Consider the following 24121-nt stretch of genomic DNA (forward strand, 5'->3'; position numbering starts at 1 on the left):
GGATCCCTCCAGCCTATTGGGATCCCACCGCAGCCAGATATTTCCCGTCAATCAAAAAGATGCCATTGGCAAACTGTACACTGTAGGTGCCCAGTGGCCGTCGTTGTAACACTACCCCTTGTTCATGGAGTTGGATCAGATTGGCCGAACGCAGCATCGGCATCGGGTCAGCCGTTTTCAGAAACGGGGGCATCTCCACCACCTGTACGGTTGCCCCCACTGGAAGCAATCTTTGCACCTCTGTCATAAGCGGGATCCTTTATCTCCGTTGTCCTTAGCTTAACCGAGGTAAAGAATTATAAAACTTCCAGCCCTTGTGCCCAGTGTCCCGAGGGGATCCCAAGTATCCCAATCTTGGAGGCAATGGAACTCAAATCCTTATCCAGCCAGCCATGGGTCGTCCCAAGGGATCCCGCTCTCCGAGGAGAGGATGTAAACTTTTTATCAGCAAGCGAGGTTTTTTGGCTCAAAGGGGTAACGTCTTGTCAAGGCTAGGTAGCTTCTCGGAAGAGAAAAAATTGACAACCCCATAAGATGCTGTCAATCCGGCATAAACCTGCTATCATTCCGTGACTCCTGATAAGATTTTTTGGTGTCTGTTGATACAGAAACTTTCGTTAGCTCGGCCATTCAAGGGTTTGACGGGTTGCAGAGCTTCCCATCGAAGACTTGATAGCTGCTCCAGGGGCTGATCCACCCGCCGGATCTTTGCCGAATATCTTGAAGAGTGTTAAGAATAGTTACATAAACTTGCTGTCTTCTCAGCTTTTTTTCTTCATCCCTGACTGTAGTTTCCGAAAACGACCATGCTAGATCCGATTCCCCCGCCTGCCCTTGAGGAATATTTATTGGAAACGGGTATTATCGACCGTTCCCAACTAAGCCTCGCTAAGAAATTGCAGCATCGCCAACAGGGGCCGTTGCTGATGATCCTTTTGGAGCTGAGTTTTATCGATCTCGAACAGCTCAGCCGCCTTTTGGATTTGGGCCGCACCTACCCTTTTGACCATGCTGCAAACGCTGGATAGCCTTCAGCCCGGCTGGCCAAAACATCTGGCGCAGTGGTGTATCACTGGGCGGGGATCCCTGTTGCTGAAAAGGTGTGGGGAAGGGGATCCGGCTGAGTTGCGGGAAGTCCTGCAGACTGTTTGTGCTTCCGGGCAATCTTTAACCTTGCTAGCGGAGGATCTGGAGGTGGTGGCCGGCCCACTGACGTTACAAAGCTGGGATCCGCAAAGCACAGGCCATTTTACCCATCTCTACCTGGAACGTTCCGCCTCTGCCCAACACATGAGCCGTTTGGCTGCGATTGTCGCTCAGTTGCGTGCCCCCACAGGATGTCCCTGGGATCAGGCTCAAACCCCTGAATCCCTGACCCCCTACATTCTGGAAGAAGCCTATGAGACGGTAGCGGCCATTCGCGCCGGGGATCCCGCTGCCATTGCTGATGAATTGGGGGATTTGTTGTTGCAGGTGGTGTTGCAATCTCAGATTTCTGCCGAACAGGGGCAGTTTGATTTGGAAACGGTGGCGGCAGCAATTGCCGATAAGTTGATCCGGCGTCACCCGCATGTGTTTGGGGAGGCTGCGATTGCTGATCTGCCAGAGCTACACCGCACTTGGGAAGACATCAAGCAAACAGAACAACCGGATCAAACCCTCGGCCAAAAACTCCTGCACTATGCCCAAAGTTTGCCCCCCCTGATGGCTGCCCTGAAAATCTCCCGCAAAGTGGTCGGGGCAGGGTTTGAGTGGCCGGATGTGGAAGGGATCTGGGCCAAGATCCGAGAAGAAGAAGCGGAGTTGCGCCAAGAACTGGAGCGGGCTACGCCGGATCCGGCTCGCCAATCGGCGGAACTGGGGGATCTCCTTTTTGCGCTAGTCAACTTGGGTCGTTGGTATGAGCTGGATGCCGCCCAAGCCCTGACGGAAACCAACCTGCGCTTTGCCCGTCGTTTCTTGTGCATGGAAGAGCTGGCGCGGGAACAAGCTGAACACACTGAATCGGAGCCACCCAACAACGGCTCTACACCCCACCTGAAAGGCCGTACTCTGCAGGAGCTGGAAGCCCTTTGGCAACAGGCGAAGCAACAGCATCCCTAATCTTTTCCAACCCAAAAAAGCACAGGTCAACTCCTGATTGCCCTAGCTACACGCCCCACCTCGAAGGATGCGCCCTGGCTGTGGGGATGGAATTTCTCCCGGATACGGAGGGTATCAACGAATTTTGCCCTCAATAAACGGCACTTCTAACACCTTTTCATGATGGATGGGGCCATGGCCAAAGTAGCCCTCTTCGCCAAACAGCTCGCCATGATCTGCCGTAACCGTGATGTAGGTGTTGGGGGGCACCAAATCAAACAGTTGCTCGAAAATCCCATCCAAGTAACGCACCGCCTCAATTTGTCGTTGGCGTAACTCTTCCAATTGAGTCGAATCAAAAAAGGGGATCCCTTCCTCTGTTGGTTCATCCAAGCGCTTCAACACCCCATTCACCCCCGAAATGCGCGGCCACAGGCTGGGATCCTGATCCGGCAGGGCATAGGGATAGTGAGTTTCCCCCACATTCAACAGATAAAAACTGGGGCGATCCGGCTCGAAGTGCAACTGCTCCACCATCGCGGCCATGTCGTTGTGTTGCGGCATCAGGTGATAAGAATCGAAATCCCGATTCAACACGGTGCTGGGATTGAGCACCGGCAAAGAAACCATTGCATGGGTTAAGTAGCCCAGTTGGTGTTTGAGCAGGGTCGGTAGATAGAGGTGGGGCAGCAGGTGCTTGAACTCGATCGGTTGTCGGGTGCCCAGCCGCTCGTTGTAGCGTAAGTAGTCCTGTTTATAATGTTCGGAGGCAAAAACCTGGGTAGGGCTGGTATGGGGCAGTAGGCCCATGAGCAAGTTGTAGTGGGAAGGAGCTGTCCAAGAGGCATAGCTCCAGCGTTTTTCCAGGGATCCCAGTTTGAGCAGGTGCTTGGGATTGGCGGCAAGCAAGCTATCGAAGCGGCAGCTATCCAGGATGATCAAAAGATAGTTGTTCTGGCCTTGGGGGGTGGGCAAAGGTGCTGGTTCAGCCAGAGGGTTGGCAAGCTCAGTAGGTTCGGTCGTCACCGCTGCAGGCGCTTTCAGCCAGTTCAAGAGTCCCATTCTTCTTCCTCGTTTGGGTAGGGCTGATCCGCAATACGCCAGTCGGGAATAGAAGCCCCGCTGTCCTCTTGCTCATAGGGAGGCTCATCCTCAGCAGGTTCGGGCCGAATTCGCTCCGGAGGCCGGTTGGCATAGGAATATCGACCTGCATAGGGATCCGGGGTATACTCCGGCTCTGGCAAATCTTGGGGTAGATAGTAGCTGGGGGGAGCCGTCTGCGATTCCAGAAAGCTGATGCGATCCATCAACTGATTTAATTTGCGGATCGCTTGCCGTTGGAACGCTTGGTCATGAAACCGCCAGGACCCTACGTACAGAAATCCCAGCCCAACACCTACCCCATAGGAAACCAGCAAGACCCACGACAGAGGGAGCGGGGCTCCCGATTGCCCAGCCAGCACCACCGTCACCGGGGATCCCCAGTTTTGAATGAACAGAATCAGTAGAACCAGCGTCCACAGGCCTAGCAGTGCCAAGCGGATGTTTCTGAGCATAGCCTTAACCTCCCACCCCCTTAGGCTATCATCCCGCTCAGCGGCTCTGGGGCCGAAAACGCCATTCCTAGGCGGTCACTGCCCCTCTCTTCAACAAGGAGAGCAATCACCTTCTGCTGGAGAGGGTTGTTAAGGCTGCACACAAAAGTTTGGATGTGTTGGAGCAGACGGTGGAAGATCCGACTTTGAGCTGGATGCAGAAGCTGACCGTTGAAGGGAAGATTCTGGAGCTGGTGAGTAAGGGATGAGGATCTACACCTAAGTACAACCCTGTATAAGAATTGCAGCGTTTTCCAATTTCCAGATTCCAGGATTCTTAGGAGGTGGACTTGGAATTGGAAAGGTCAGTATATTGCATCACAGTCTGATCCGTATCATCGAGGTCTGGAAGAGGGGTGGAGGACTTAGTAGATTATGAGAATCGAAGGATTCGCTTAACGAGGGAGAGATTAGAGCATATTCTCGAGCATCCAGAAATGAGGGGGCTAGAATCACAAATATCTACCGTTCTCCAAAATCCTCAAATCGTCTGTCAATCAAATACAGACCCAGAGGTTAGACTGTACTATCGATATTATGCAAATACCTTGGTGGGAGAGAAATGGCTTTGCGTAGTGGTCAAGAATCTGCCTGACGATGCCTTTGTTATTACGTCCTATCTCACCGACAAAATCAAGAAGGAGACTGAATTGTGGCGCAACCTCTGAAGATATGGTTTGACCCTGAGGGAGATTTTCTGGAAGTTACTTTCTCCGAAGCCCCTGGATACATGAGGGAGACTGCAGACGATGCAATTCTGGAACGGGTTGATGCTGAGGGGCATGTTATCGGGTTTTCTATCCTCCAGGTGAGTCAACTGGCAAAGAATAAACCCATAACCGCTCAGCTTGGTGCTGGACGATAGCGCTGCTTGCCGTTGTGTATCTTTCCGTACTTAACGACGCTAGTTGAGTTGCATTCGGGGCATTGCACCATGATCATTCTTTGAAAACTTAGAAGCTATATGCTAACTCAGCATGACTTGCGATGCACTAGCAGCAAGCCTTTATAGCCTTGCCAAGTGGCCTTTGTCCAAGATTTCTGTTGGGCCATCTTCAATAGCCAAACTCCATCCTCTGCCTGGGGTTTGATGGCTTTAATGTGCTGCCGAACTGGGTGGTACTTGTTGTTGAGTGTCGCAGCAGGCAGGTGCAGACTAGCGACCCATCTGTCCCAAACCGCCAGAAGAGGAGCAGATGCCTTGTGCTTGCTTCGTCCTTCTGCCAGGAGCTTCGTCGCGATGATCATCCGATCCTCAACTGTGGGGAAGTAGAACAGCCTCACCTCTTCTGCTGTAGAGAAGGGGAACTGCCCATTCTGCCGGTCTGCTCTGATTCGTTCTTCTATCGCCTTGACCTGCACTAACCGCTTCCCGTCGGTAAAAGCTCCCAGTCCATCCAAGCGGTATCGCTTGCCCTGGTGCGGGAAGGTGAGACGAATCCGTCCATTGTTGTTCTCGATAAAACCTTCTGCTGGAGAGGGTTTGAGAGATATGGGCGGTACAAGATTCGAACTTGTGACCCCTTCCGTGTGAAGGAAGTGCGCTACCACTGTGCTAACCGCCCCTAGCTGCTGCTCACTGGAGAGCAGGATTTCTATCCTACACGATCCTCGGCGCTGTACAGCAGGATCCAGAACTTCCACCCTGAGATAGCCGGGATCCCGTCTGCCCGCTACAGTAAAGGTCAGGGATCCAGGGGGCACTATGGCCTTTTCACCAACGGAAGAAGCCATTTCTCTGCTCATTGACTTGGCGGAGCGGGGGGAAATCGATCCTTGGGATGTGCAGGTGATCGAGGTGATCGATCGCTTCCTGTCTCGTATGGCCCCCACCAGCAGCAGTCATGATCTATCGGAATCGGGGCAGGCCCTGCTGTATGCTGCCATGCTGGTGTATCTCAAGGCGATGGCCTTGGCGGAGCCGGAACCGGAAGCGGAGGAAGCCCACGCAGACCTGATGGATGCCGGAGGGGATCCCTTGCCGGGTTGGTCTTTGGCCCAGTTGGATCGCGTTTTACAACCCAGAGCCGTTCCCCGTCTTAGCCGCACCCGACCGGTTACTCTCAAAGAACTGATTGGCCACCTGCAAGAGCTAGAAACCCTGCTGGAACAACGGTCTGAACCCACTCCCAAACCCTTAACCCAACGGATTAGCCGCAAACAGGCGCTATCGGCCATTACCCAACTGGCCCACCCCGAAAACCTTCTGGAAACCACCGCCGAACTGGAATCTTTGCTGGCCCAGCTGTGGCAACAGGGGTTTGCCCACATCAGCTTTGGGGATCTCCAGCAGTACTTTCGTCAGAAAAGCTCCGTCGGATCCGTTCACCCGATTCAAATGTTTTGGTCGTTGCTCTTGATGGCCTCCCGTTCCCAGGTGGAGTTACACCAAGAAGAATTTTATGGCCCGTTGACCGTCCTACCTTGCAAACCGGGATCCCCAGTCAAGTAAATCCTCACCCCCAGGGATCCCGATTTGGGTCAGTTAAATACAGAAACAACAGGGTCTCAGTCGTGGTTGCTTTCCCGCTGACCCTCTGAATCGTGCCGGGCACAATCCGCCCGTTTTAGGTCTTCCCCATTCAGGCGCACGGGTAGCTCGGCAGTAGCCTCCCGATCCAGGTAGAATTCCTCCAGCAGCCGTTCCCCATTCGCAGGGTCTTCGCACTCGGTGGCCAGCAGCGGGGGATTCAACAATTCAGCGGGGGGACAATCTTCGGAAATGAGCAGATCTGCCGTGCTGAGCATCCCTTTGGGAATGGTAGAGAGGCGTTGAGCTACCGCTCCAATGCTTTCTAGGCGTACCATCTCTTCCCAGGAGCAGATCTCCTCCTCATCCTCCGTTTCGTAGCGAACCAGAATAGTATCCCCTTCGATATCGAGGATCTTGGCTCGTTCCAGCCAGCGTCCCTGATCGCGCAGGTAGATCCACACATCTTTGCCTTCGCGGCTGAGTTGATAGATCCTACGATGAAGCACCGTCCCCTCCTGAGGTAAAAGAGCCAGGCAGAACTGTTGTTGGGGTTACCCAGTTTATCCCTCCATCTTAGCGGCTGGATCCCTAGCCTGTACGTTGAGGTTTAGAAGCTGCGCTCCCGCAACATTGAGCAAGAACACCGTGCAAGAGCCAAGCTTGGGGGAGGATAGCTACAGAACAGCTTATTCAAAATGTTGAAGTACCATGCGCATTGCCATTGTTGGGTTGGGGTTGATTGGTGGATCCCTGGCTCTGAAGCTAACCGAACAGGGATATACCGTTTTGGGGATCAGCCGTAACCCAGCAACCTGTGAACAAGCCCTGGCGCTGGGAGCTGTGCAAGCCTGCGGAACAGAGTTGGCCCAATTGCAGAGCTTTAATCCCCAAGTGGTGCTGATTTGCACCCCATTGGAGCAGGTGTTGCCTACCCTGACGGCTCTCTTGCCCTATCTATCTGCAGAGACGGTGGTCAGCGATGTCGGTTCGGTCAAGCAACCAATTGTTGGCCCTGCCACGCAGCTATGGCCTTGGTTTGTGGGTGGACACCCGATGGCGGGAAAAACCAGCCAAGGGATCCCGTCTGCGGAAGCCGGTTTGTTTATGGGGCGGCCTTATGTGCTCACCCCGATTGCCGAAACTCGTTCCCAAGCCCTGGAGACTGTGCAGAAACTGGTGGCTGCGGTTGGGGCGGAAGCGATCTTCACGGATCCGGCTCGGCATGATCGGGCGGTAGCCTGGATTAGCCATTTGCCGGTGATGATCAGTGCCAGCTTGATCGCATCCGTCAGCCAAGAAGCAGATCCGGTGATCCTGGAATTGGCGCGCACCTTGGCGAGTAGCGGCTTTCGAGATACCAGCCGTGTCGGTGGAGGGATCCCGCAGTTGGGATTAGAGATGGCCCGCCACAACCGGCAGGCGGTGCTGGCAAACCTGCGCAGCTACCAACAACACCTACAGCAGATCAAAACCTGGATTGAGGAAGAACAATGGGATGGGCTGAGCCAATTCCTGCAGCAAACTCAGCAGGACTGGCGGCAATTTCGAGTCAATCAACCGCAACCTTAGGATCTGGATCCCTTTCCCATACCAGGCGATTTCCACAGCACTGCGCAATAGTGCCTTGCCTTTCATCACAAGTATTTTTACAGTTGAAAACAAACATTCGATTACCCTAACCCAAGCCTGTGAGCACCCTCCTCGCTGAAGATGATGTTCTGTACCGCCAGCATGTCCACAACCTGCTGATGCAGCATTTGCCTCAGTTTGGGCCGGTTTACACAGCCTCGAATGGCAAAGAAGCCCTGGAACTCTCTCGTCAGCATCAGCCCAGCTTCGTGTTGATGGATATTCGTATGCCGGAGATGACTGGGATCGAGGTGGCCCGTCAGGTGTGGTCGGAACGACCCAATACCCGCATTGTCTTCTGGTCCCATTTTGCCGATGAGGTCTATGTCCGTGAGCTGCATAAGATCGTGCCGCCCCAAACGGTGTACGGTTATCTCTTGAAAAACTGCACAGATGAAAAGTTGGTCAGCGCCATTCAGGCGGTGGTGCAAGATGAGCAGTGTGTGATCGACCGCGAGGTGCGTGGGGTTGATTCCCGCTCTCAAAACAAAATTACCGGTCTGAGCGATGCCGAATACGAAGTGTTGATCGATATTGCCCTCGGTCTTACGGATCAAGCGATTGCCTCACGGCGGTTTTTGTCCCGGCGCGGGGTAACCAATCGGCTGCGCAACCTCTACGACAAATTAGAAGTTAGCAACGACCAAATTGAGAGCGATGAATGGGGCACAACCTTTAGTTTGCGTGCCCGTGCCATTCGTCTTGCCTTTAAACGGGGATTGATCAACGCTCAGCTATTGGACGAAGAAGAAGTGCAACTGGATCATTGGCTGAGTCGCTACCGCCTGGAGCCTTTGGATTAGTAGCCGATAGGATAGAAAAGGACTTCTTTTGCAGAGCCATGCAGAGCTTTGGGTAGATGCTGGTCTGGCGACTGAGCGGGATCCTGCGAGCTGGGAAGGGCTATCGGCACCTCGATCATCCGATCCGGCGCTAGAGGAACCATTTCGGAGCGGCTGGCGGTTTCCCGTAAAGAGTTGGCAATGGACTCTTGGGTGAGCAAAAACTGCCGTTCGTTGCGCTGCATCTGCTGCCAAACTTGGTATCGCTGGCTCCACTGGCTTTGGGTGTGCACCGTCCAACTGTAGAGGCTCAGCACCGAAAACCCGGAGACAATGGCAATTCCGGTGGAGATTTGCTTCCACCAGCACAACTGCTCTAACCAGTCGGGATCGCGGCTGTCAGGATGGGCGGATTTTAGAGGTCGGGGACGACTGGCCTGACCGAAAAGGGAAGGGGTCGGGGAAGAAAGCCGTTCGCGGTGGCGGGGAGGCAAAACGGAGCTTTTGGGTCTGACAGGGAGACGACTACGGCTACGGCCCGCATCAAAAGGCTGGCTAACCATGCTGTTCATACCTCACACACAACCAACACACACCCAAAGGGATCCATCCAACCAACATGGCGGAGGCTCACAAACCTCTCACAAGCCTCTGCTGATTTCGATTCACTGTATCCGATCTTTCGGGGTTAAGCGCAGGTTGTCTGCTTCAATATTGGTTTAATGTGGTTTAATGCTGGTCTGCATCGGGGGTACGGGCAGCCACTCGCAGCTTGGCCGAACGGGCGCGGGGATTGTGCCGCATTTCCGATTCTGTGGGCTGCACAGGCTTGGGGGTGATCACTTGCCAGCGGGGATCCGTGCGAAAAGCCCACTTTACCAGACGATCTTCCAAACTGTGAAAACTAATCACTGCCAGCCGACCGCCCGGTTTCAACCAGTTGGGGGCTTGGGCTAGCAGAGTCTCCAACACCGCTAGCTCACGGTTCACCGCAATCCGCAGCGCCTGGAAAACCCGCGTTGCCGGATGGATACGGCCTCGACGAGCCACCGGGGGAACCGCTTGCCAGATCACCTCCGCCAACTGAGTGGTGGTCAACAGGGGACGGGACTGTTCGATGCGCTGGGCAATACGCCGGGCAAACCGTTCTTCCCCATAACGGCTAAAGATATCGATTAACTCCTCCACATCGTGATGATTCACCCAATCGGCAGCCGTCTCTTGGTCTGTGCTGGGATCCATGCGCATATCCAGCGGTCCTTCGGCGCGAAAGCTAAAGCCCCGCTCCGGTTGATCCAGTTGCGGGGAGCTCACCCCCAAATCCGCCACGATCCCATCGAACGGGATCCTTGCCCCCTGCTCATCCTGAAAGCCATGCTGTTGCAGATCAAACTCGGCAAAATTCAGGTGCCAGAGTTTGATCCGACTGCCCTCCGAGGGGATCCCTGCCGCCACAAAACGGGCTTGGGCCGCCTCTAAAGCCACAGGATCTTGATCCAACCCCATGACTTGATCCGCTCCCTCCCGCAGCAGCGCTAACGTATGTCCACCTCCGCCTAAGGTTACATCCAAAAAAATTCCGCCCGATTGAGGTTGCAGGTAAGCCACGACCGCCTCAGTCAAAACGGATTCATGCTGATACAATTCGGCCTCCCAACAGTGCGGTTTTCAGTGTAGTCGGCAGAGGCGAGGGGGGGATCCCTATTGGGAGGAGCACCGGAAATCTCAACCTGAGGGAAACAACCAGTAGTGTTCCAAAATCTCAAAAACAGCTACCCAACACTGCTGACAGTGGCAGAGGGAATCGTTTAGGGTTTACTCTATCCGCAACATCCAAAAAAGGGGCCAGCCACCATGAAAGGATTCGCTGCGACAGGTCGCCATGACCTTTTGGTTCGTCCGGAGGGCAACAACGGCTATGCTCCCCCAGCAGGAAGGTGCAAACGGGCCATTGGGATTTGGGGGATTTTGACGGTGGTGGGTGGGATCCTCCCCAGTACTGTTGCTGGCCAATCGGCGTTGCCTCCTGTGCCTGTGGTGCCCTCATTGGGGGAGCCGAATGACCCCGTGTTGGCCCCTTTCCCTGAGCAGGTTCCCTTGCCTGAGCCAGGGATCCCAGCCACTCCAACCGATGCAGCCCCTCTGCCTCCCCGTGAGCCGGTAGGGTTGGATCTTCGCCATTTGGTGGGTTTATTCATTAACGAGTCTTTGGATGCGGGCAGTCAGGCGGCGGCAGTCAGCTATAACGACCTTTACACCCGCCTATTGGCTCGGGGCTACGGGGATCCACGCCCGCCGATTGAAGTGGAATACGAGCTGATACAGGAAACCCTCAAGGAGTATGGGGATCCCGTGGATCGGTTTTTGGATCCTGAGGCCTTCAAAAGCTTGCTCAATCGACCCCGTCCCCCCTTACAAGCTCAGGTGATCGCCCCCCGCATCGTTTATTTGGCGGTACCAGATCTCACCCCGGCCACCGCTCAGCAAATTCGGCAAACTCTCTACACCCAAGACTACAGCCGTGGCATCATTCTAGATTTGCGAGGTTCTGTGGGCTATGATCCCCAAGTGGTGGCAGATGTGGCTCGTCTGTTTTTGCCTCGTTCTATTCAACCGCTGCTGATTACCGAAGACCGCTTTGGGGAGCCTACTGCTTGGAATAGCGAAAATTTACCGATTGCGGCAGGGATCCCGTTGGCTGTGCTGGTGGATGGCAATACTCGTCAGGGCGCTACTCTCTTGGCCGCCCAGCTGGGATCCAGTGGCAACACCGTTGTTCTAGGGCAACCCACCCAAGGCAGTGAACGGCAAACCAAATTCTTCGTCCTTCCTTCCGGCGCAGCAGTGGAATTGGCCGTTGCCAACTGGAAAACAGGAGATGGCCGCTCGTTGGATCAAGGCTTGGTTCCCTTACAGACAGTAGAGGGAGATGAGACCCTCTGGTTAAACGCTGGGATTGAAGCCCTAGCTGTACCACCCCGCCGCCCCACCCTGCCCCCTCGGCCCACAGTCTTTGTGCAAGAGGGTCGCATCGGTCGCTTTCAGTTGGGTATGGATACCCGTAATGTCGATACCCATTTACTGGGGAATGTCGATCAAATTTCAGCAGAATCTCGGGCAAATGTGTTTCAGCCCAACAGCGATTTGAAACTGTTTTATCTGCAGGACTATATCCTTTTTACCTACCGCCACCCCGGTATTATCGATAGCTTTTTTGCCAACCGCATCTATACCACTCATCCCGAGGCCATGACCAGTGAAGGGATCCGCATTGGCTCTACCTATACAGAAGTCACGGAAGTGTACGGCAAACCGGGTGAAAATGGTTACAACGAGGTCGTCCCCTATCCCCAAGGCAGCCGTGAGTACCTGCGGGATGATCGCTATTATGTCAATTACGATGCTTTAGGCTTAGCCTTCGCCTTTGAAGTGGGATCCAACCGAGTTACCGCCATTGGTCTGTTCAAGCCGGGGAATTGAATCTTGAACTTGAGGTTGAGTCGATTTCTAGTCGGGAGGGTAATTGAGCAAAACTCAGCAAAACTCAGGGATTCGGGGTGGGCACCTCGTCCCCTTCAGAAAGGTACCCTACCGCCCAGATCAACCGTTGTAGAGCACTCAGCAGCACCAAAATTGCCATCAAGCCGAATAAGGCCACCATGTGTTCAGGCAACAGAAAAAACAGCCCGTAGAACAAGATCGTTTCGCTACCCTCAATCAGAGCAGCAGGCATTCTTAAGCTGGTCAATTCATCGTCCGCTGAACGACGCAGACCGTCATGACTGGCCTTTTGTCGTTTTTCCAACAACCCTGCCAAATACATCCAGGAGCAAAGGTTGATATAGAAACTGGCCAACATCAAGGCCAAAAAGGCATAGCCCAGCAGGGATCCCTGGTGAAAAGCCAATCCCAGAGGCACAACTGCGTATACCACCACATCCAGCAGCATATCCAGGTAGCCCCCCAGATCGCTTTGCCGCCGTTGCAGTCGGGCCAACGTGCCATCCAACCCATCCATGAGGCGGTTTAGCAGCCACAGACCCAACCCCCACCCGTAGGCACCCAAGGCAGCCGCCGTGCCAGAACCCAGGCCGACTGTAAACCCAGCCAGAGTAATCGCCAGTGGATGCACCTGTTGTAGAGGGGTCTCCAGCAAGGGAGCCAACAGCCGCTCCTTCCACTGCCTAAGCACCTTATCCAGCAATGAACACTCCTTATCTCTAGGCTTCTCTATGCTGAGCAGATCTACGTTTGAATATTCATTCTTGGATCCATTTTGGAAATCATAATCCCAGATTGTGAGAATCCGATTAGAGTTGAAACATCCCAGTTAGGACTCCGTCCCGCTAACGCGAGAGGACTCCGTCCCGCTTGCGCGACCGGTACAAGAGCTTCACTCCCCAGATACCACCATGGACTTGAATGAGAGCTACAGCAAGCTGGTGGCCCCCTTCCCCTTGGAGGTCATGGAGATCAAGCCCGGGGCCACCACTCGGGATAAGGCTCGGGCTCTGGCTATGCCTTACAGTTTTGCAAGCAAAGCCCACGTCTTTTAAGCGTGGGATGTAGCGCCGTGGAGCTTAGCCGCCGTCATGGGCTTCAATGTAGCGTTGAATTATCTCTGACGAAACATTCCCCGCTGACCCACAGAAATAAGAACGAGTCCACAGAGAGGGAAGCCTCAACAGCGACGGAAACTCCTTCCTGAGCTGATGGGATGTGGCCCCCTTAATGCGGTGCATGAGCTGATAGGGCGCTATCTGGGGCGGCGCATTCAGAAACAAGTGAACGTGGTCGGGTTCCACTGCCAAGCTGACCACCTCGCAATCCAACTCCCTGGCCTTGTCGTGAATCAACGTGGTCAACCGCTCTTTAATTGAGCCAGTCAACACCTTCTTTCGGCGCTTGGAGCACCAGACGAAGTGGTAGTTAATCAGCGATACAGAGGTTCTAGTTCGGCGGTAATCTTGCCCCATTCCCGTGCTATGGTTGTGTTGATAGCTTCATCCTATCAACAAATGTACGTCTGCGAGTTCAAAGTCAAAGCCTGCGCCGATCAGCATCAAGCAATTGATGAGGCGATCCGCACCGCCCAATTCATCCGCAACAAGTGTTTGCGGCTCTGGATGGACGTGCGCGGCACGGGCAAGGCTGAGATGAGTGCCTATTGCGCCGTCTTGGCGGCGAAGTTCCCCTTCGTTAAGACTCTGAACTCAATGGCTCGCCAAGCTAGTGCTGAGCGGGCGTGGGCGGCAGTGAGCCGCTTCTACGACAACTGCAAGAAGGGCATTCGCCCTGTGGGGCATCCCAAATTCAAGAAGGATGCCCGGTCTGTGGAGTACAAGACGACAGGGTGGAAGCTGCTAGATCCTAAGCACATCCAGTTCACGGATGGGAAAGGGATTGGCCGACTCAAGCTCATTGGTACCTGGGATTTAGCTCGGGTGCCCAAGGAACTCATTAAACGGGTGAGGCTGATGCGTAGGGCCGATGGCTACTACTGTCAGTTTTTGCTCGGCATTGAGTATCGACCCAAGGTACCCAAGACGGGCGAGGCGATTGGACTGGATGTAGGGCTAGAAAGCTTCTACACCGACTCCAGTGGCCACAAGGAGCCTAACCCTTGTTTTCTGAGGAAGGGGGAGGAGCAATTAAAGCTGCTCCAGCGGCGGGTGTCGCGCAAGCAAAAGGGGTCATCTAATCGGTGCAAGGCAAGACAACGCCTAGCCAGACACCACCTCAAGATAAGTAGAAGACGAGAAGAGCATGCCAAACGACTGGCGCGTTCCGTTATCCTGTCTAACGACTGGGTGTTCTACGAAAACTTGCAGGTACGCAATCTCATTCGCAACCACTGCTTAGCGAAAAGCATCGCTGATGCTAGCTGGTATCAGTTTCGGAAGTGGATAGAGTATTTTGCATGGAAGTTTGGCAAGGTGGCCTGGCCCGTGAATCCAGCCTACACTTCTCAAGATTGCCATCACTGTGGGAATCGAGTTGTCAAGGCATTGAGTACTCGCACCCATCGGTGTAAGTGCGGCACCGTCATCGACCGCGATGAGAATGCTGCACTCAATATCTTGAGCCGAGGTATCGAACAGTACCGGCGGGCAGCCGGAAACTAAACGCTTGGGGAGATTGGGCCTCTATTCTTTCTGGCTTCGGCCTGACTGGGTAAGCTCAGTCGTTGAACCAAGAATCCCACTGGCTTCAGACGTGGGAGTGTCAAGCGGATGTGCGGGTGTATCAGCAGGCTTTGGATGATGCGGTGGGGCCGCAGGCGTGGTAAGTGGCCTATCGCCCCTGGGAAGACAAGGCGGTGATCTGTCAACTGACGATTTTGGGCATTTCCAAAGAAGATGTGGGGGAGCTGGCGGAGGAGGGAGACAATGCTTATACCAGCGCCATTGCCTGTGCCTTCAAACGAGCCTGTTCTGCCTTTGGCTTGGGGCGTTACATCTATGGGTTGCCTACCGTTTGGGCTGAGTATGATGCGGAGCGCCGTTCTTTTAAGGATCCCCGTAAAGTGATGGAGCAGATTTACCGTCAGGCTGGGATCCCGGTCGAAAAGCCCTCTCCCACTGGCTCAGGACACGTATCCAAGGGCTGACAGATTAAAAAGATTGGAAAAACTATAGATTGGAGAGGTCACCGTTTGCAGGATTGGCAGCAGATCCAACAGGCTCTCAAGCAACACTGGGGTTACGAAGCGCTGCGCCCACCTCAGGATCAGGTGATTCGTACTTTGTTGGACAAGCGAGATGCTCTGGTGGTGTTGCCGACTGGGTTCGGTAAATCCCTCTGTTTTCAGGTAACAGCTCTGCTGCAAACGGGAGTGACGTTGGTGGTCTCCCCCTTGATTGCCCTGATGGAAGACCAGGTTCAGGAGTTGTGGCAACGCAAGCTACCGGCAGCCTGTCTACACAGTGAACTGGATCCGGCCTTGCGCAAACGGGTGTTAAAAGCTTTAGAAGACAACCGCCTGCGCCTTCTCTATTTGGGGCCAGAAACCCTGTTTAGCCCGCGGGTTTGGCAGCACTTGCAACAACCCCAGGTGCGGATCAACGGCCTGATTGTGGATGAAGCCCATACGCTGGTGCATTGGGGGGGATCCTTCCGGCCCGACTACCGCCGTTTGGGGCTGCTACGCCCTGCCCTAACCTGGAAAGGGGAAGCATTTCCCATTGCGGCCTTTACCGCTACCGCCGATCCCCAAACCCAAAGTCGCCTGCAGCAGGCGTTGGATCTGCGCGACCCAGCGCGGATTGAGGTGGATCCCATCCGCCCAAACCTATCCCTGAACATTTCCATCGTCTGGAGCGTGGCGGATCGTCGCCGACAACTGCTGCGATTCCTCCAAAAAAATTCAGGGTCCGGGCTGGTGTATGTGCGAACGCGGCGGGATGGACAAGCGTTGACAGAGTGGCTGGAGAGTCAGAACTTCCAGACAGCCACTTACCATGGTGGGCTGGATTCGGGATCCCGTCGGCAGTTGGAGCGGGCTTGGCTGCAGGGGGAGTTGCGCTTTTTGGTCTGTACCAATGCTTTCGGTATGGGCATCAACAAACCGGATGTGCGCTGGGTGCTGCATTTTCAGCCTCCTCCGGATTTGACCGATTATGTACAGGAGGTGGGGCGGGGTGGGCGGGATGGTGGCTTTTGTCGGGCCTTGATGTTGGTTTCGGAACCCACGGGATTTTGGGATCCCAGCGATCGACAACGCAACGCCTATTTCCATCAACAGCAGCAACGGATCGAGGCTCGGGCCAGGCTTCTGCTCAAAACCTTGCCTGACCAGGGATCCTACACCAACATTCCCACCGCAGAAGACCGAGTGGCTTTGGGGGTGCTACAGGAAATGGGCTGCTTACAGTGGCAGGATCCCTTTTGCTTCCAGATCCGGCAGCGGCGCTGGCAACCCTACTCAAGACCGGATCCTTGGGAGGGAATGGCAGCCCTGATCAACACACGCGGCTGTCGCTGGCAGGTGCTATTGCAGCATTTTGGCTATCAGAATGGGAATCAGACCTGTGGAACCTGTGATAACTGTTGCCGCTCCAGCTCCTCAGGTGCAGGCATCCGGCCATTGCGCTGGGTATGATGGTCTCCGTTTGCCTCCAACCGGCTTAGATCCTTATTGTTATTAAGGATTTTTTTCTGTTCCCATGAGTATGTCTGGAGCCCCGCCACTGGAGTTTGGTCAGCCTTTATCGCTGGCACGTCAGGTGGCGCAACTGCTGGTGGTACCGGTTTCCGCCCAGTTGGGATCCCTGCATGCCCCGGTGGAAGGGAGTCCTTACCCCAGTCGAGAGCTGTTAAGAAAGCTGGTTCAAGAGGTTGGCATCGGTGGAGTTTGGCTGCGGGATGGACATGTGGCCGAGGCAATCCTGTTGATCGAGCAGTTGCAGGACTGGGCTTCCTTACCCCTTTTGGTGGCAGTGGATGCCGGTCGAGGGCTGGCTTTGCCAGGGGCAACTTCTTTTCCTCATCCGTTGGGGCTGAGTCGGTTGGGGGCTGAAGCCGAATCTTGGGCGGAGCAGTGGGGGCGCATCACCAGCCGGGAGGCCGCGGCGATTGGCATTAACTGGTTACTCAGTCCAGTGGTGGTACCCCAGGCAGAACTTGCCGGTTTGGCTTTGGCGGAGGATCCCGCCACGGTGTTGTCTTTGGCTCGTGCTTTTGTGGGTGGCTGTGAGCAAACGGCCCTCGACATGGGCAGCGGGATCCTAACGACAGCCCGTTCTTTCCCTGGACTGGCTTCGGCGGATCCGCTGCAGGAGGGTTCTAGGTTCGGCCCTACAACACCAGACACCCCCTGGCGACCCCAGCTGACAACCCCTGTCGCCCAATTACAAGACACCCTTTGGTTGCCCGTTCGGCACCTCGTCCATCAGGTGGGGGCCATTCTGGTTTCCCATGTGGTGCTGCCGGAGTGGGATGAGCGCTGGCCCATCACCCTGCTGCCGGGACGCTTGACCCAACTGCTCCGTCAGGAGTGGGGGTTTACGGGGTTGATCGTGGTCGATGCGCTGGATCAAGGGTTTCTGGCGGAGCTAGCGGATCCCGTGACGTTGGCGGTACGGGCTTTGCAGGCGGGCGCGGATCTGATCCTTGCCCCTCCCAACCCCATCCAGGTGATGCAGGGTATCTTGGATGCCCTTCAACCGGGATCCCAAGCGCAAGGGTATAGCGGGCAGGGATCCCTGAACCCGGCCCAGGTTGCCCAATCGGTCACGCGCATTTTGCGAGCCAAGCAGCGGACGATGGGTGGGGTCTCTGCCCTGCTCAAAGAAGTCTGGCCAGCTTTGGCAGAAACGGACTTTTCCACCGTTCCTGGGTGGATGGGAGCAACGGAACGGACGGATCCGGGCTTAAATCGGGGATCCCCCGCCGAACAGCTCAAGCCCGTGTTGTTGGGGGATCCGATCACCAAAGATTCTGCCTTGGGCAAGTTGTTTAGCGTTCGTCCCGGCTTGCCCTCTCGATTACAAGGGGCAGAACGGTTGGGATTGCTTCTGGCTGAGGCGGATATTGCCCCCTGTCAAGCGGCGATGGCGCGGGGGGGTGTGGAAGGCGGCCAACCCCTGACTCTACCGGCAGAGCCCGGCTGGTTGAACTGGATTTGGCAGGATCTCCCCCTGAGCAGTGGCGAGCTTAATCTAGAATCTCCCGCCCTCCGCATCCCATCGGCTTTACGCATTCCCCCCTTCTGCAGCAATGCCCTCACACCCCTACCCCTGCTGGAAGCGGCCCTGGCCAAGGCCACAGGATTGATGGTGCAATGCTTCGTCCAGGATCCCTTGCCCAACTATGTCCTGGATATGCTGCAACAGCAGCGGGAGCGGATCGCAGCGGTTGTCTTTTATGGCAGCTTGCCCCTATATCGCCGTTTGCAGGAGCAATTTCACTGGGTGAACACCGTACACAGCCTCAACCGGGATCCCTTCGCACAGGCGGAGGTGATGCGACGGTTGTTCCCCCATCTCAGCATTGCAGAGGGAGTCCATGAGGCCGGAGCAACCATTAAGAAAAAGTAAATACCGTTACAGATTGTTGGCAGGAGAGGGCTCCTGGGCTATGGTGTTGGTTGAAATGTAAACGTTTGAAACAGCTCCTCTCAGTATTGTCTGTGCCTCACTCCCTCTCAGACATCACCGAATCCCACAGCAGCTCGTCCTCTCCTAGCAGCCTCGTGGACTTTGGGCAAGAGCGCTTCATTTCCCACAAGAAAGCAGGGGAAAAAAACGCGACTGTCTCCGGTGGGTTTTGGGTGCAGCCCTTCTTCAGCGCTTGGGGCAGAAAATTAAGCCTGGGTTTGATCGCGTTACTGCTGCTACTGTTCTCCTGGAGCTGGTGGGGCGTAGGAGCTAAGTTGGATCCCTACACGGAAACCGTGCTGGGGTTATCGGGCGAAGTCAGTCACGGGGCATCCCTGTTTGCCCTCAATTGCGCCGCTTGCCATGGAGAGGAAGCCGATGGCCGAGTCGGCCCCAGTTTGCGAGGCGTGAGCCGTCGCCGCTCGGAACGTTTTATCATTCAACAAGTCACCAGCGGCAATACCCCGCCAATGCCTCAGTTCCAGCCGGATCCTCAGGAGATGGCTGATTTAATCAGCTACTTGAAAACCTTGTGAGAGCGTTTCATGGGCTTGACCCAGCAGATCATGTGCTACGCCCTCTGGCTGGGATCCGTGTTTGCATTGGCCGAATGGCTGCGCGCCTGCAAGGTAGATGGGGAATGGGTGCGTAAGGTGATCCACATCGGGGTAGGCAACATCATCCTGCTGGCTTGGGCGTTGCAGGTGCCCCGTTGGTTGGGGGTGAGCTTCTCCCTGGTGTTTGCCAGTCTAGCGCTGCTCTCCTACCGAGTGGCGATTTTGCAAAGTTTGAATGGGGTGGGTCGGCGCAGCTTCGGCACCTGTTTTTACGCCCTTAGCATTGGTCTGTTGCTCTACTGGTTTTGGCTCCCCGAGCGGCAACTGTTCGCGGTCATCGGCATTTTGGTGATGACCTGGGCGGATGCTTTGGCGGGCTTGGTGGGTAAAACCTGGGGCCAACACCGCTACCAACTGGGATCCATTCAAAAAAGTTGGGAGGGATCCCTGACCATGTGGGGGGTGAGCAGTTTGGTGATCGGGGCAGTGTTGCTGGGGTACTTTGGCTTCTCCCCCTCTTTGCTGGGCATTAGCGTCTTGGTGGGGGGGATGGCCATGGGACTGGAGGTGTTCTCTTGGTGGGGGCTGGATAACCTCACCGTGCCCCTAGCCAGTGGTGGGCTGTGCTTTGTCTTGGTGCAAGGGCTAAATCTGTAACGATTGCTACAAACAAGATCTTTGCAAGGGCAGTGGGGTATAGCGTGGAAACAGTCCTCTCCTTCCCCTTGTCATGCTTGCTAGCTCCACACCGACCGCTCCTTCCCCGGCTCACATTTGTCCTTATGCGCAAGCCTGTAGCTACCTGGATTGGGCCGCCCGTGAGCTGAAGTTAGATCCCGGTGTGTTGGCTATCCTGAGTACCCCGCGCAAAGTGGTGACTGTAGCGATTCCGGTGCGCCTAGACAACCAACAGATCCAGGTATTAGCAGGCCACCGCGTCCAGCATTGCGATGTCCTTGGCCCTTACAAAGGCGGGATCCGCTATCATCCGGCGGTCACCTTGGAAGAAGTCTCGGCCCTGGCCATGCTCATGACCTGGAAGTGCGCCCTCATGGGTATTCCCTACGGTGGGGCCAAAGGCGGGATCCCGATTGATCCCAGGCAGTATTCCATCTCTGAACTGGAGCGCATTACCCGCCGCTACACCAGCGAACTGATCAAAGATATTGGCCCTGCCATCGATATCCCTGCCCCCGATATGGGTACCTCCGCCCGCGAAATGGCTTGGATGATGGACACCTATTCCATGAATGTTGGCCATGCGGTGCCGGGGGTCGTTACGGGTAAACCCCTTTCCATTGGCGGATCCCGAGGGCGGGAAATGGCCACCGGGCGGGGGGTGATGATCACGGTGCGGGAAGCCTTGGCCCTGCGCGGGGGATCCCTAGCGGAGGCAACGGTGCTGATTCAAGGCTTTGGCAATGTCGGTGGGGCAGCCGCCAACCTCCTCCATCAGGCGGGGGCAAAAATCCTGGCGGTCTCCCGCGGTTCTGGTGGCCTTTACAACCCCAAGGGTCTGGATATCCCTGCTCTTAAAGCCTACATGAAGGAGCACGGGGGCAGCATGGAGGGCTTCCCTGGGGCTGAACCCATCAGCAATGCCGAGCTCCTGCTGCAAAAAGCGGATGTTCTGATCCCAGCGGCCTTGGAAAACCAAATCACCGAAGCCAATGCTGACGCAATTCAGGTCCAGATTGTGGCAGAAGCCGCCAACGGGCCAACCACGCTTGCCGCCGACCAAATTCTAGAATCGCGGGGGATCTCGGTGCTGCCGGATATTTTGACCAATGCCGGTGGCGTGGTGGTCAGCTACCTAGAGTGGGTGCAGGGGCTTTCCTACGTGTTTTGGGACGAAGAGCGAGTCAACCAAGAGATGGAGGGCCTAATGGTACGGGCCTTTGGCCGCGTTGTCCAAGAGGCTGCCGATCGGCGAGTACCGCTGCGACTAGCGGCCTATACGCTGGGGGTAGGTCGGGTTGCCCAGGCGCTCCAGGATCGCGGCCTATACCCCTAGAAAGTGAAAGCCAAAACAAGTTCTACAGATCTATGGAGTTAAGTATGGAGTTAAGCTTCCGTGAAGCCCCGCACCCTGGGGCCACGCAACGCCACAGCGAGGATCAATCCCCTTAATCAAGCCCGACGGCGTTCCTGTTCCTGCTCTTCTTGCTGCTGCCATTGGCGGAGCAACTCTTTGGCTGCTTGCGGAGTGAAATAATCTAGTTCCATCAGCTTGCGGTAGGTCATCACTTGCCGCATCTCTAGGGGCATATCCGCCTTTTGGAAAAAGTAGTGGATGCGGTTGATGGAGCGCTCCATCTCAGTAAACTCTTGCTCTCGCTTGATCTGCTTTTCCTGCTTGAGCACCTCATGGGGGGCAGACATGCGGTTGTAATTCGGGATCCGCTGCGTACCGGTGGTTTTACTAGAGGCCGGAATGCGGTGGGAGCCGGTTTGTCGATGGCTGGAGTTATCTTTATTAAAAAAGAAGGAAAGCATCGGGAAACCTCGCAAGTCGGGGTGCTGTAGTCTTGACGGATAGGGCTTGACGGTAAATTAACAGTATCAAGTCTAGATGAAGAAGTCTGTGATCGGAATCCTTTTGGGGAAATTCCGTAGTTGCGGAGGCTCATGGGTATTTGCCCCCAGACTCTGTGGTGGAGCAGGCTCGAGAAAAGTCAAAACCGAGCTTGAGATGGATCAAGTCTACAGTGTAAATACGGAGATTGGCAGTTAATATGCCCAAAAGATGCAAAATGTTTACGTATTTTCGCTAGGAACCGCAGCTGTTCTGAGGATGTTTTCCCTAGGTTCCCTCCTCTGAGCCCTGTCAGAGATGAGATTCATCCCCACTGAGGAGCCAGGTCACCGAGACCCCCAGTGCTTTGGCAAAAGCGACCAATTCTTTATCGATTACCCGCCGTTTCCCCTTTTCCACCTGGCCAATCTTGACGTAGTCCAACTGCACTCCGTACTTCGCCAAGCGGCCGGCCAGCTGATCTTGGGTGAGTTGCAATCGCTCACGCACCCAGCGCACCCGTTCCCCAATCAAATTGGCCGCGGGAGGGTGCTGGTCAGGGTTGAACTCCATGGGGGCGAAAGATTGTAAAGATTCTTTAGCTCAGCTGAGAGGGCCAGCGACCTACCAAATCCTGCATGATAGCCTGGGCTGGCAAGACGCATGCCTCAAATTCACGTGAACCCGCTCTGAAGTTGTGACATTGGCGTGTCTAGATACGATCCTACAACAAGGCTTGATCGAAAATCGCTTACCGATTTTTCAGCGGACAACCCCCTTTCGATAGACACGTCATATAGACGTCATATAGATACTTCTGGAGTTGGATCCCGCTTGAGTCTCTGTCTGTTTCCAAAAAATCCCTGAGCAAAAAGAGCCGCATGATCGATTTTCGCTCGCGGCAGCAGAAGAAACTTTCCTAGACTGGTAGATGAAGTTCTCTCCTCTCCTGACCGTGGCTTTTTCGCGTCCTCATCCTGAAGTGTCCGCCTCTTCTTCTCAGGAATTTGACGATCTCTGGTCTGACTCCGGGGCTTCTCCCAATGGGCAAGGGATCCCTGTAGAGACCGATCCAGAGGCTGGTGCCAATGGATCCCGGCTGAACGAAGATGCGGTCGATCACTATCTCAACGAGATCGGTCGTGTGCCTCGCATCGATCATGCTGAAGAAATTGAACTGTCGCGGAAAATTCAGCAAAAACTCCTCATCGACCAGGCCCGCCAGGAATGGCGGGAACAAAAGGGGGAGGATCCCAGTGATGCTCAGTTGGCAGAAGCCTTGCAGATCTCTGTGCTCACTCTACGCTCCCGCATTCGGCAGGGGGAACGGGCACAACGCAAGCTGATCAACGCCAACCTACGCCTTGTGGTCAGTGTTGCCAAGAAATATCTCAATCGGGGGGTACCCTTCTTGGATTTGATCCAGGAGGGCAACATGGGGTTAATTCGGGCCACCGAGAAGTTTAATGCCGAGCGGGGCTTTCGCTTCAGTACCTATGCCCACTGGTGGATTCGCCAGGGCATTACCCGCTGCATTGCCAACCAAGCGCGGACGATCCGCTTGCCGGTACATATGGTCGATAAGGTACGCCTGCTCAAACGCATCAGTCGTGAACTGATGAAAGCCCAAGGACGACGACCCACCGAAGTGGAGCTGGCGGAGGCTCTAGGCATCAAGGTCAAAAAATTGCGCATGATCCAGCAGGCTGCTGCTTTGCCCTTGTCCTTGGATGTGCCCGTCGGGCAGGAGGGGGAAAGCCGCCTTGGGGATCTGTTGCAAGATGAGCGCCAGGAACAACCCTTTCAAGGGATCCTCGTACAATCGATGCAGCAGGATGTACGTTCTGCTATGCAAATCCTAAAACCGATTGAGCGGCAAGTCTTGGAGTTGCGCTACGGATTGGATGGGCAACAGGCGAGAACCCTACGGGAAGTGGGGGATCATTTTAACCTGACGCGGGAGCGGATTCGGCAGATTGAGCGGGATGCGTTGCGTAAGTTACGGGTGGGGCATCCTTCGCGGGCTTTGGCCCAGTACATTCGCTAAGCGGTGTGGTTCAAACCTCAAAGAATCAACTCCTGCTCTGGGATTGGGATCCCCAGATCAGACTTTTCGGGGCTTAGGCTTAGACGGTCAGGGTTGGCCGTAGCCCCCTAAAATGGCAGTGAAGTTGGCTTGATGGGGATCCTCTATGCAGACCCATTCCACTCCCTCCCTCCAGCAAGAGTGCTCACCGGAACAAGCTGAGCTGTGGTTGCGTGGATTACGAAAACCAGCGTAAAGCCCCCGGTTTCTAACCGGGGGATATAAGCGCACAGGCTGAATTGATTCAGCCGTGGTGTGGGTCGTTGATGTATTCCAACACCTTTCCAACCGAATGCCGATAATGC

The 24121-nt window shown here is 55.1% G+C and carries 26 protein-coding genes, 1 tRNA gene and 1 pseudogene; 15 read left to right on the forward strand and 13 right to left on the reverse strand.

Annotation, left to right across the window (positions count from 1 at the left end; all coding sequences use genetic code 11):
* Positions 1–13: 13 nt before the first annotated feature.
* Positions 14–247, reverse strand: coding sequence for a DUF3148 domain-containing protein (locus JX360_RS12705; protein ID WP_244351561.1), 234 nt, complete (start codon positions 245–247; stop codon positions 14–16).
* 559 nt (positions 248–806) lie between these two features.
* On the opposite strand from JX360_RS12705, the gene JX360_RS12710 reads away from it, so the two are divergent.
* Both JX360_RS12710 and mazG read left to right on the forward strand, forming a co-directional pair.
* On the forward strand, positions 807–1028 hold the full coding sequence (locus tag JX360_RS12710; RefSeq protein WP_041438119.1) for a DUF2949 domain-containing protein: 222 nt from the start codon (positions 807–809) through the stop codon (positions 1026–1028).
* A 262-nt stretch (positions 1029–1290) separates the two neighbouring features.
* Complete coding sequence (gene mazG / locus JX360_RS12715; protein ID WP_425244404.1) at positions 1291–2103, forward strand: nucleoside triphosphate pyrophosphohydrolase; 813 nt, start codon at positions 1291–1293, stop codon at positions 2101–2103.
* A gap of 114 nt (positions 2104–2217) precedes the next feature.
* Here mazG and JX360_RS12720 read toward each other — a convergent pair whose 3' ends face one another.
* Together JX360_RS12720 and JX360_RS12725 are read right to left on the reverse strand one after the other, a co-directional pair.
* Complete coding sequence (locus JX360_RS12720) at positions 2218–3144, reverse strand: sulfatase-like hydrolase/transferase (RefSeq protein WP_244351563.1); 927 nt, start codon at positions 3142–3144, stop codon at positions 2218–2220.
* Positions 3132–3638, reverse strand: a complete 507-nt coding sequence (locus tag JX360_RS12725) for a LapA family protein (RefSeq protein WP_244351567.1) — start codon at positions 3636–3638, stop codon at positions 3132–3134. Before JX360_RS12725 ends, JX360_RS12720 begins: the two co-directional genes overlap by 13 nt.
* A 691-nt stretch (positions 3639–4329) precedes the next feature.
* On the opposite strand from JX360_RS12725, the gene JX360_RS12730 reads away from it, so the two are divergent.
* A complete protein-coding gene (locus tag JX360_RS12730; RefSeq protein ID WP_244351569.1) occupies positions 4330–4542 on the forward strand; it encodes a DUF2283 domain-containing protein in 213 nt (70 codons plus the stop codon).
* Here the strand turns inward: JX360_RS12730 and JX360_RS18005 are convergent.
* From JX360_RS18005 to JX360_RS12740, 3 genes are all read right to left on the reverse strand, one after another.
* A complete protein-coding gene (locus JX360_RS18005; protein ID WP_425244403.1) occupies positions 4521–4619 on the reverse strand; it encodes an IS1/IS1595 family N-terminal zinc-binding domain-containing protein in 99 nt (32 codons plus the stop codon). The two genes, JX360_RS12730 and JX360_RS18005, sit on opposite strands and share 22 nt — an antisense overlap.
* Positions 4620–4649: 30 nt before the next feature.
* Positions 4650–4925, reverse strand: coding sequence for a hypothetical protein (locus JX360_RS12735; protein ID WP_244351571.1), 276 nt, complete (start codon positions 4923–4925; stop codon positions 4650–4652).
* 245 nt (positions 4926–5170) lie between these two features.
* Positions 5171–5242, reverse strand: a tRNA-Val gene (locus tag JX360_RS12740).
* Positions 5243–5382: 140 nt separating this feature from the next.
* Here JX360_RS12740 and JX360_RS12745 point away from each other — a divergent pair.
* Positions 5383–6129 carry a segregation/condensation protein A gene (locus tag JX360_RS12745; protein ID WP_244351574.1) on the forward strand — a complete coding sequence of 249 codons (747 nt, stop codon included), beginning with the start codon at positions 5383–5385 and terminating at the stop codon, positions 6127–6129.
* 239 nt (positions 6130–6368) lie between these two features.
* Here JX360_RS12745 and JX360_RS18010 read toward each other — a convergent pair.
* Positions 6369–6656: pseudogene (locus JX360_RS18010) on the reverse strand (DUF6679 family protein); the annotation flags it as partial.
* Between the two features lie 202 nt (positions 6657–6858).
* Here JX360_RS18010 and JX360_RS12755 point away from each other — a divergent pair.
* Together JX360_RS12755 and JX360_RS17755 are read left to right on the forward strand one after the other, a co-directional pair.
* Positions 6859–7719 (forward strand): prephenate/arogenate dehydrogenase, encoded by an 861-nt coding sequence (locus tag JX360_RS12755; protein WP_244351576.1) that lies wholly within the window; start codon positions 6859–6861, stop codon positions 7717–7719.
* A 119-nt stretch (positions 7720–7838) separates the two neighbouring features.
* On the forward strand, positions 7839–8582 hold the full coding sequence (locus JX360_RS17755; protein ID WP_244351578.1) for a response regulator transcription factor: 744 nt from the start codon (positions 7839–7841) through the stop codon (positions 8580–8582).
* Here JX360_RS17755 and JX360_RS12765 read toward each other — a convergent pair.
* Together JX360_RS12765 and rsmH are read right to left on the reverse strand one after the other, a co-directional pair.
* On the reverse strand, positions 8579–9133 hold the full coding sequence (locus tag JX360_RS12765; RefSeq protein WP_244351579.1) for a hypothetical protein: 555 nt from the start codon (positions 9131–9133) through the stop codon (positions 8579–8581). The two genes, JX360_RS17755 and JX360_RS12765, sit on opposite strands and share 4 nt — an antisense overlap.
* A 157-nt stretch (positions 9134–9290) precedes the next feature.
* Positions 9291–10205, reverse strand: coding sequence for a 16S rRNA (cytosine(1402)-N(4))-methyltransferase RsmH (gene rsmH, locus JX360_RS12770; RefSeq protein WP_244351581.1), 915 nt, complete (start codon positions 10203–10205; stop codon positions 9291–9293).
* A gap of 210 nt (positions 10206–10415) precedes the next feature.
* Between rsmH and JX360_RS12775 the strand changes: the two genes are divergently transcribed.
* On the forward strand, positions 10416–12041 hold the full coding sequence (locus tag JX360_RS12775; RefSeq protein WP_244351584.1) for a S41 family peptidase: 1626 nt from the start codon (positions 10416–10418) through the stop codon (positions 12039–12041).
* A gap of 64 nt (positions 12042–12105) precedes the next feature.
* On the opposite strand, the gene JX360_RS12780 is transcribed toward JX360_RS12775, so the two are convergent.
* Positions 12106–12765, reverse strand: coding sequence for a CDP-alcohol phosphatidyltransferase family protein (locus tag JX360_RS12780; RefSeq protein ID WP_244351587.1), 660 nt, complete (start codon positions 12763–12765; stop codon positions 12106–12108).
* A gap of 376 nt (positions 12766–13141) precedes the next feature.
* A complete protein-coding gene (tnpA, locus tag JX360_RS12785; RefSeq protein WP_244351589.1) occupies positions 13142–13537 on the reverse strand; it encodes an IS200/IS605 family transposase in 396 nt (131 codons plus the stop codon).
* 42 nt (positions 13538–13579) lie between these two features.
* On the opposite strand from tnpA, the gene JX360_RS12790 reads away from it, so the two are divergent.
* The 7 genes from JX360_RS12790 to JX360_RS12820 all read left to right on the forward strand — a co-directional run bounded on the left by JX360_RS12790 (position 13580) and on the right by JX360_RS12820 (position 21229).
* Positions 13580–14686 (forward strand): RNA-guided endonuclease InsQ/TnpB family protein, encoded by a 1107-nt coding sequence (locus tag JX360_RS12790; RefSeq protein ID WP_425244405.1) that lies wholly within the window; start codon positions 13580–13582, stop codon positions 14684–14686.
* Positions 14687–14850: 164 nt separating this feature from the next.
* Positions 14851–15171 carry a hypothetical protein gene (locus JX360_RS12795; RefSeq protein ID WP_244351595.1) on the forward strand — a complete coding sequence of 107 codons (321 nt, stop codon included), beginning with the start codon at positions 14851–14853 and terminating at the stop codon, positions 15169–15171.
* Positions 15172–15216: 45 nt separating this feature from the next.
* Complete coding sequence (locus tag JX360_RS12800) at positions 15217–16662, forward strand: RecQ family ATP-dependent DNA helicase (protein WP_244351597.1); 1446 nt, start codon at positions 15217–15219, stop codon at positions 16660–16662.
* A 64-nt stretch (positions 16663–16726) separates the two neighbouring features.
* Positions 16727–18598, forward strand: coding sequence for a glycoside hydrolase family 3 N-terminal domain-containing protein (locus JX360_RS12805; protein ID WP_244351601.1), 1872 nt, complete (start codon positions 16727–16729; stop codon positions 18596–18598).
* A 155-nt stretch (positions 18599–18753) separates the two neighbouring features.
* Positions 18754–19194, forward strand: coding sequence for a c-type cytochrome (locus JX360_RS17760; protein ID WP_341830556.1), 441 nt, complete (start codon positions 18754–18756; stop codon positions 19192–19194).
* Between the two features lie 9 nt (positions 19195–19203).
* Positions 19204–19872 carry a diacylglycerol/polyprenol kinase family protein gene (locus JX360_RS12815; protein ID WP_244351603.1) on the forward strand — a complete coding sequence of 223 codons (669 nt, stop codon included), beginning with the start codon at positions 19204–19206 and terminating at the stop codon, positions 19870–19872.
* Positions 19873–19945: 73 nt separating this feature from the next.
* On the forward strand, positions 19946–21229 hold the full coding sequence (locus tag JX360_RS12820) for a Glu/Leu/Phe/Val family dehydrogenase (protein WP_244351605.1): 1284 nt from the start codon (positions 19946–19948) through the stop codon (positions 21227–21229).
* 116 nt (positions 21230–21345) lie between these two features.
* Here JX360_RS12820 and JX360_RS12825 read toward each other — a convergent pair whose 3' ends face one another.
* Both JX360_RS12825 and JX360_RS12830 read right to left on the reverse strand, forming a co-directional pair.
* A complete protein-coding gene (locus JX360_RS12825; RefSeq protein ID WP_244351608.1) occupies positions 21346–21711 on the reverse strand; it encodes a hypothetical protein in 366 nt (121 codons plus the stop codon).
* 331 nt (positions 21712–22042) lie between these two features.
* A complete protein-coding gene (locus tag JX360_RS12830) occupies positions 22043–22303 on the reverse strand; it encodes a helix-turn-helix domain-containing protein (RefSeq protein ID WP_244351611.1) in 261 nt (86 codons plus the stop codon).
* Positions 22304–22661: 358 nt separating this feature from the next.
* Between JX360_RS12830 and JX360_RS12835 the strand changes: the two genes are divergently transcribed.
* On the forward strand, positions 22662–23777 hold the full coding sequence (locus JX360_RS12835; protein ID WP_244351614.1) for an RpoD/SigA family RNA polymerase sigma factor: 1116 nt from the start codon (positions 22662–22664) through the stop codon (positions 23775–23777).
* The last annotated feature ends 344 nt before the right edge of the window (positions 23778–24121 follow it).

The organism is Thermostichus vulcanus str. 'Rupite', assembly GCF_022848905.1.
GTDB lineage: Bacteria > Cyanobacteriota > Cyanobacteriia > Thermostichales > Thermostichaceae > Thermostichus > Thermostichus vulcanus_A.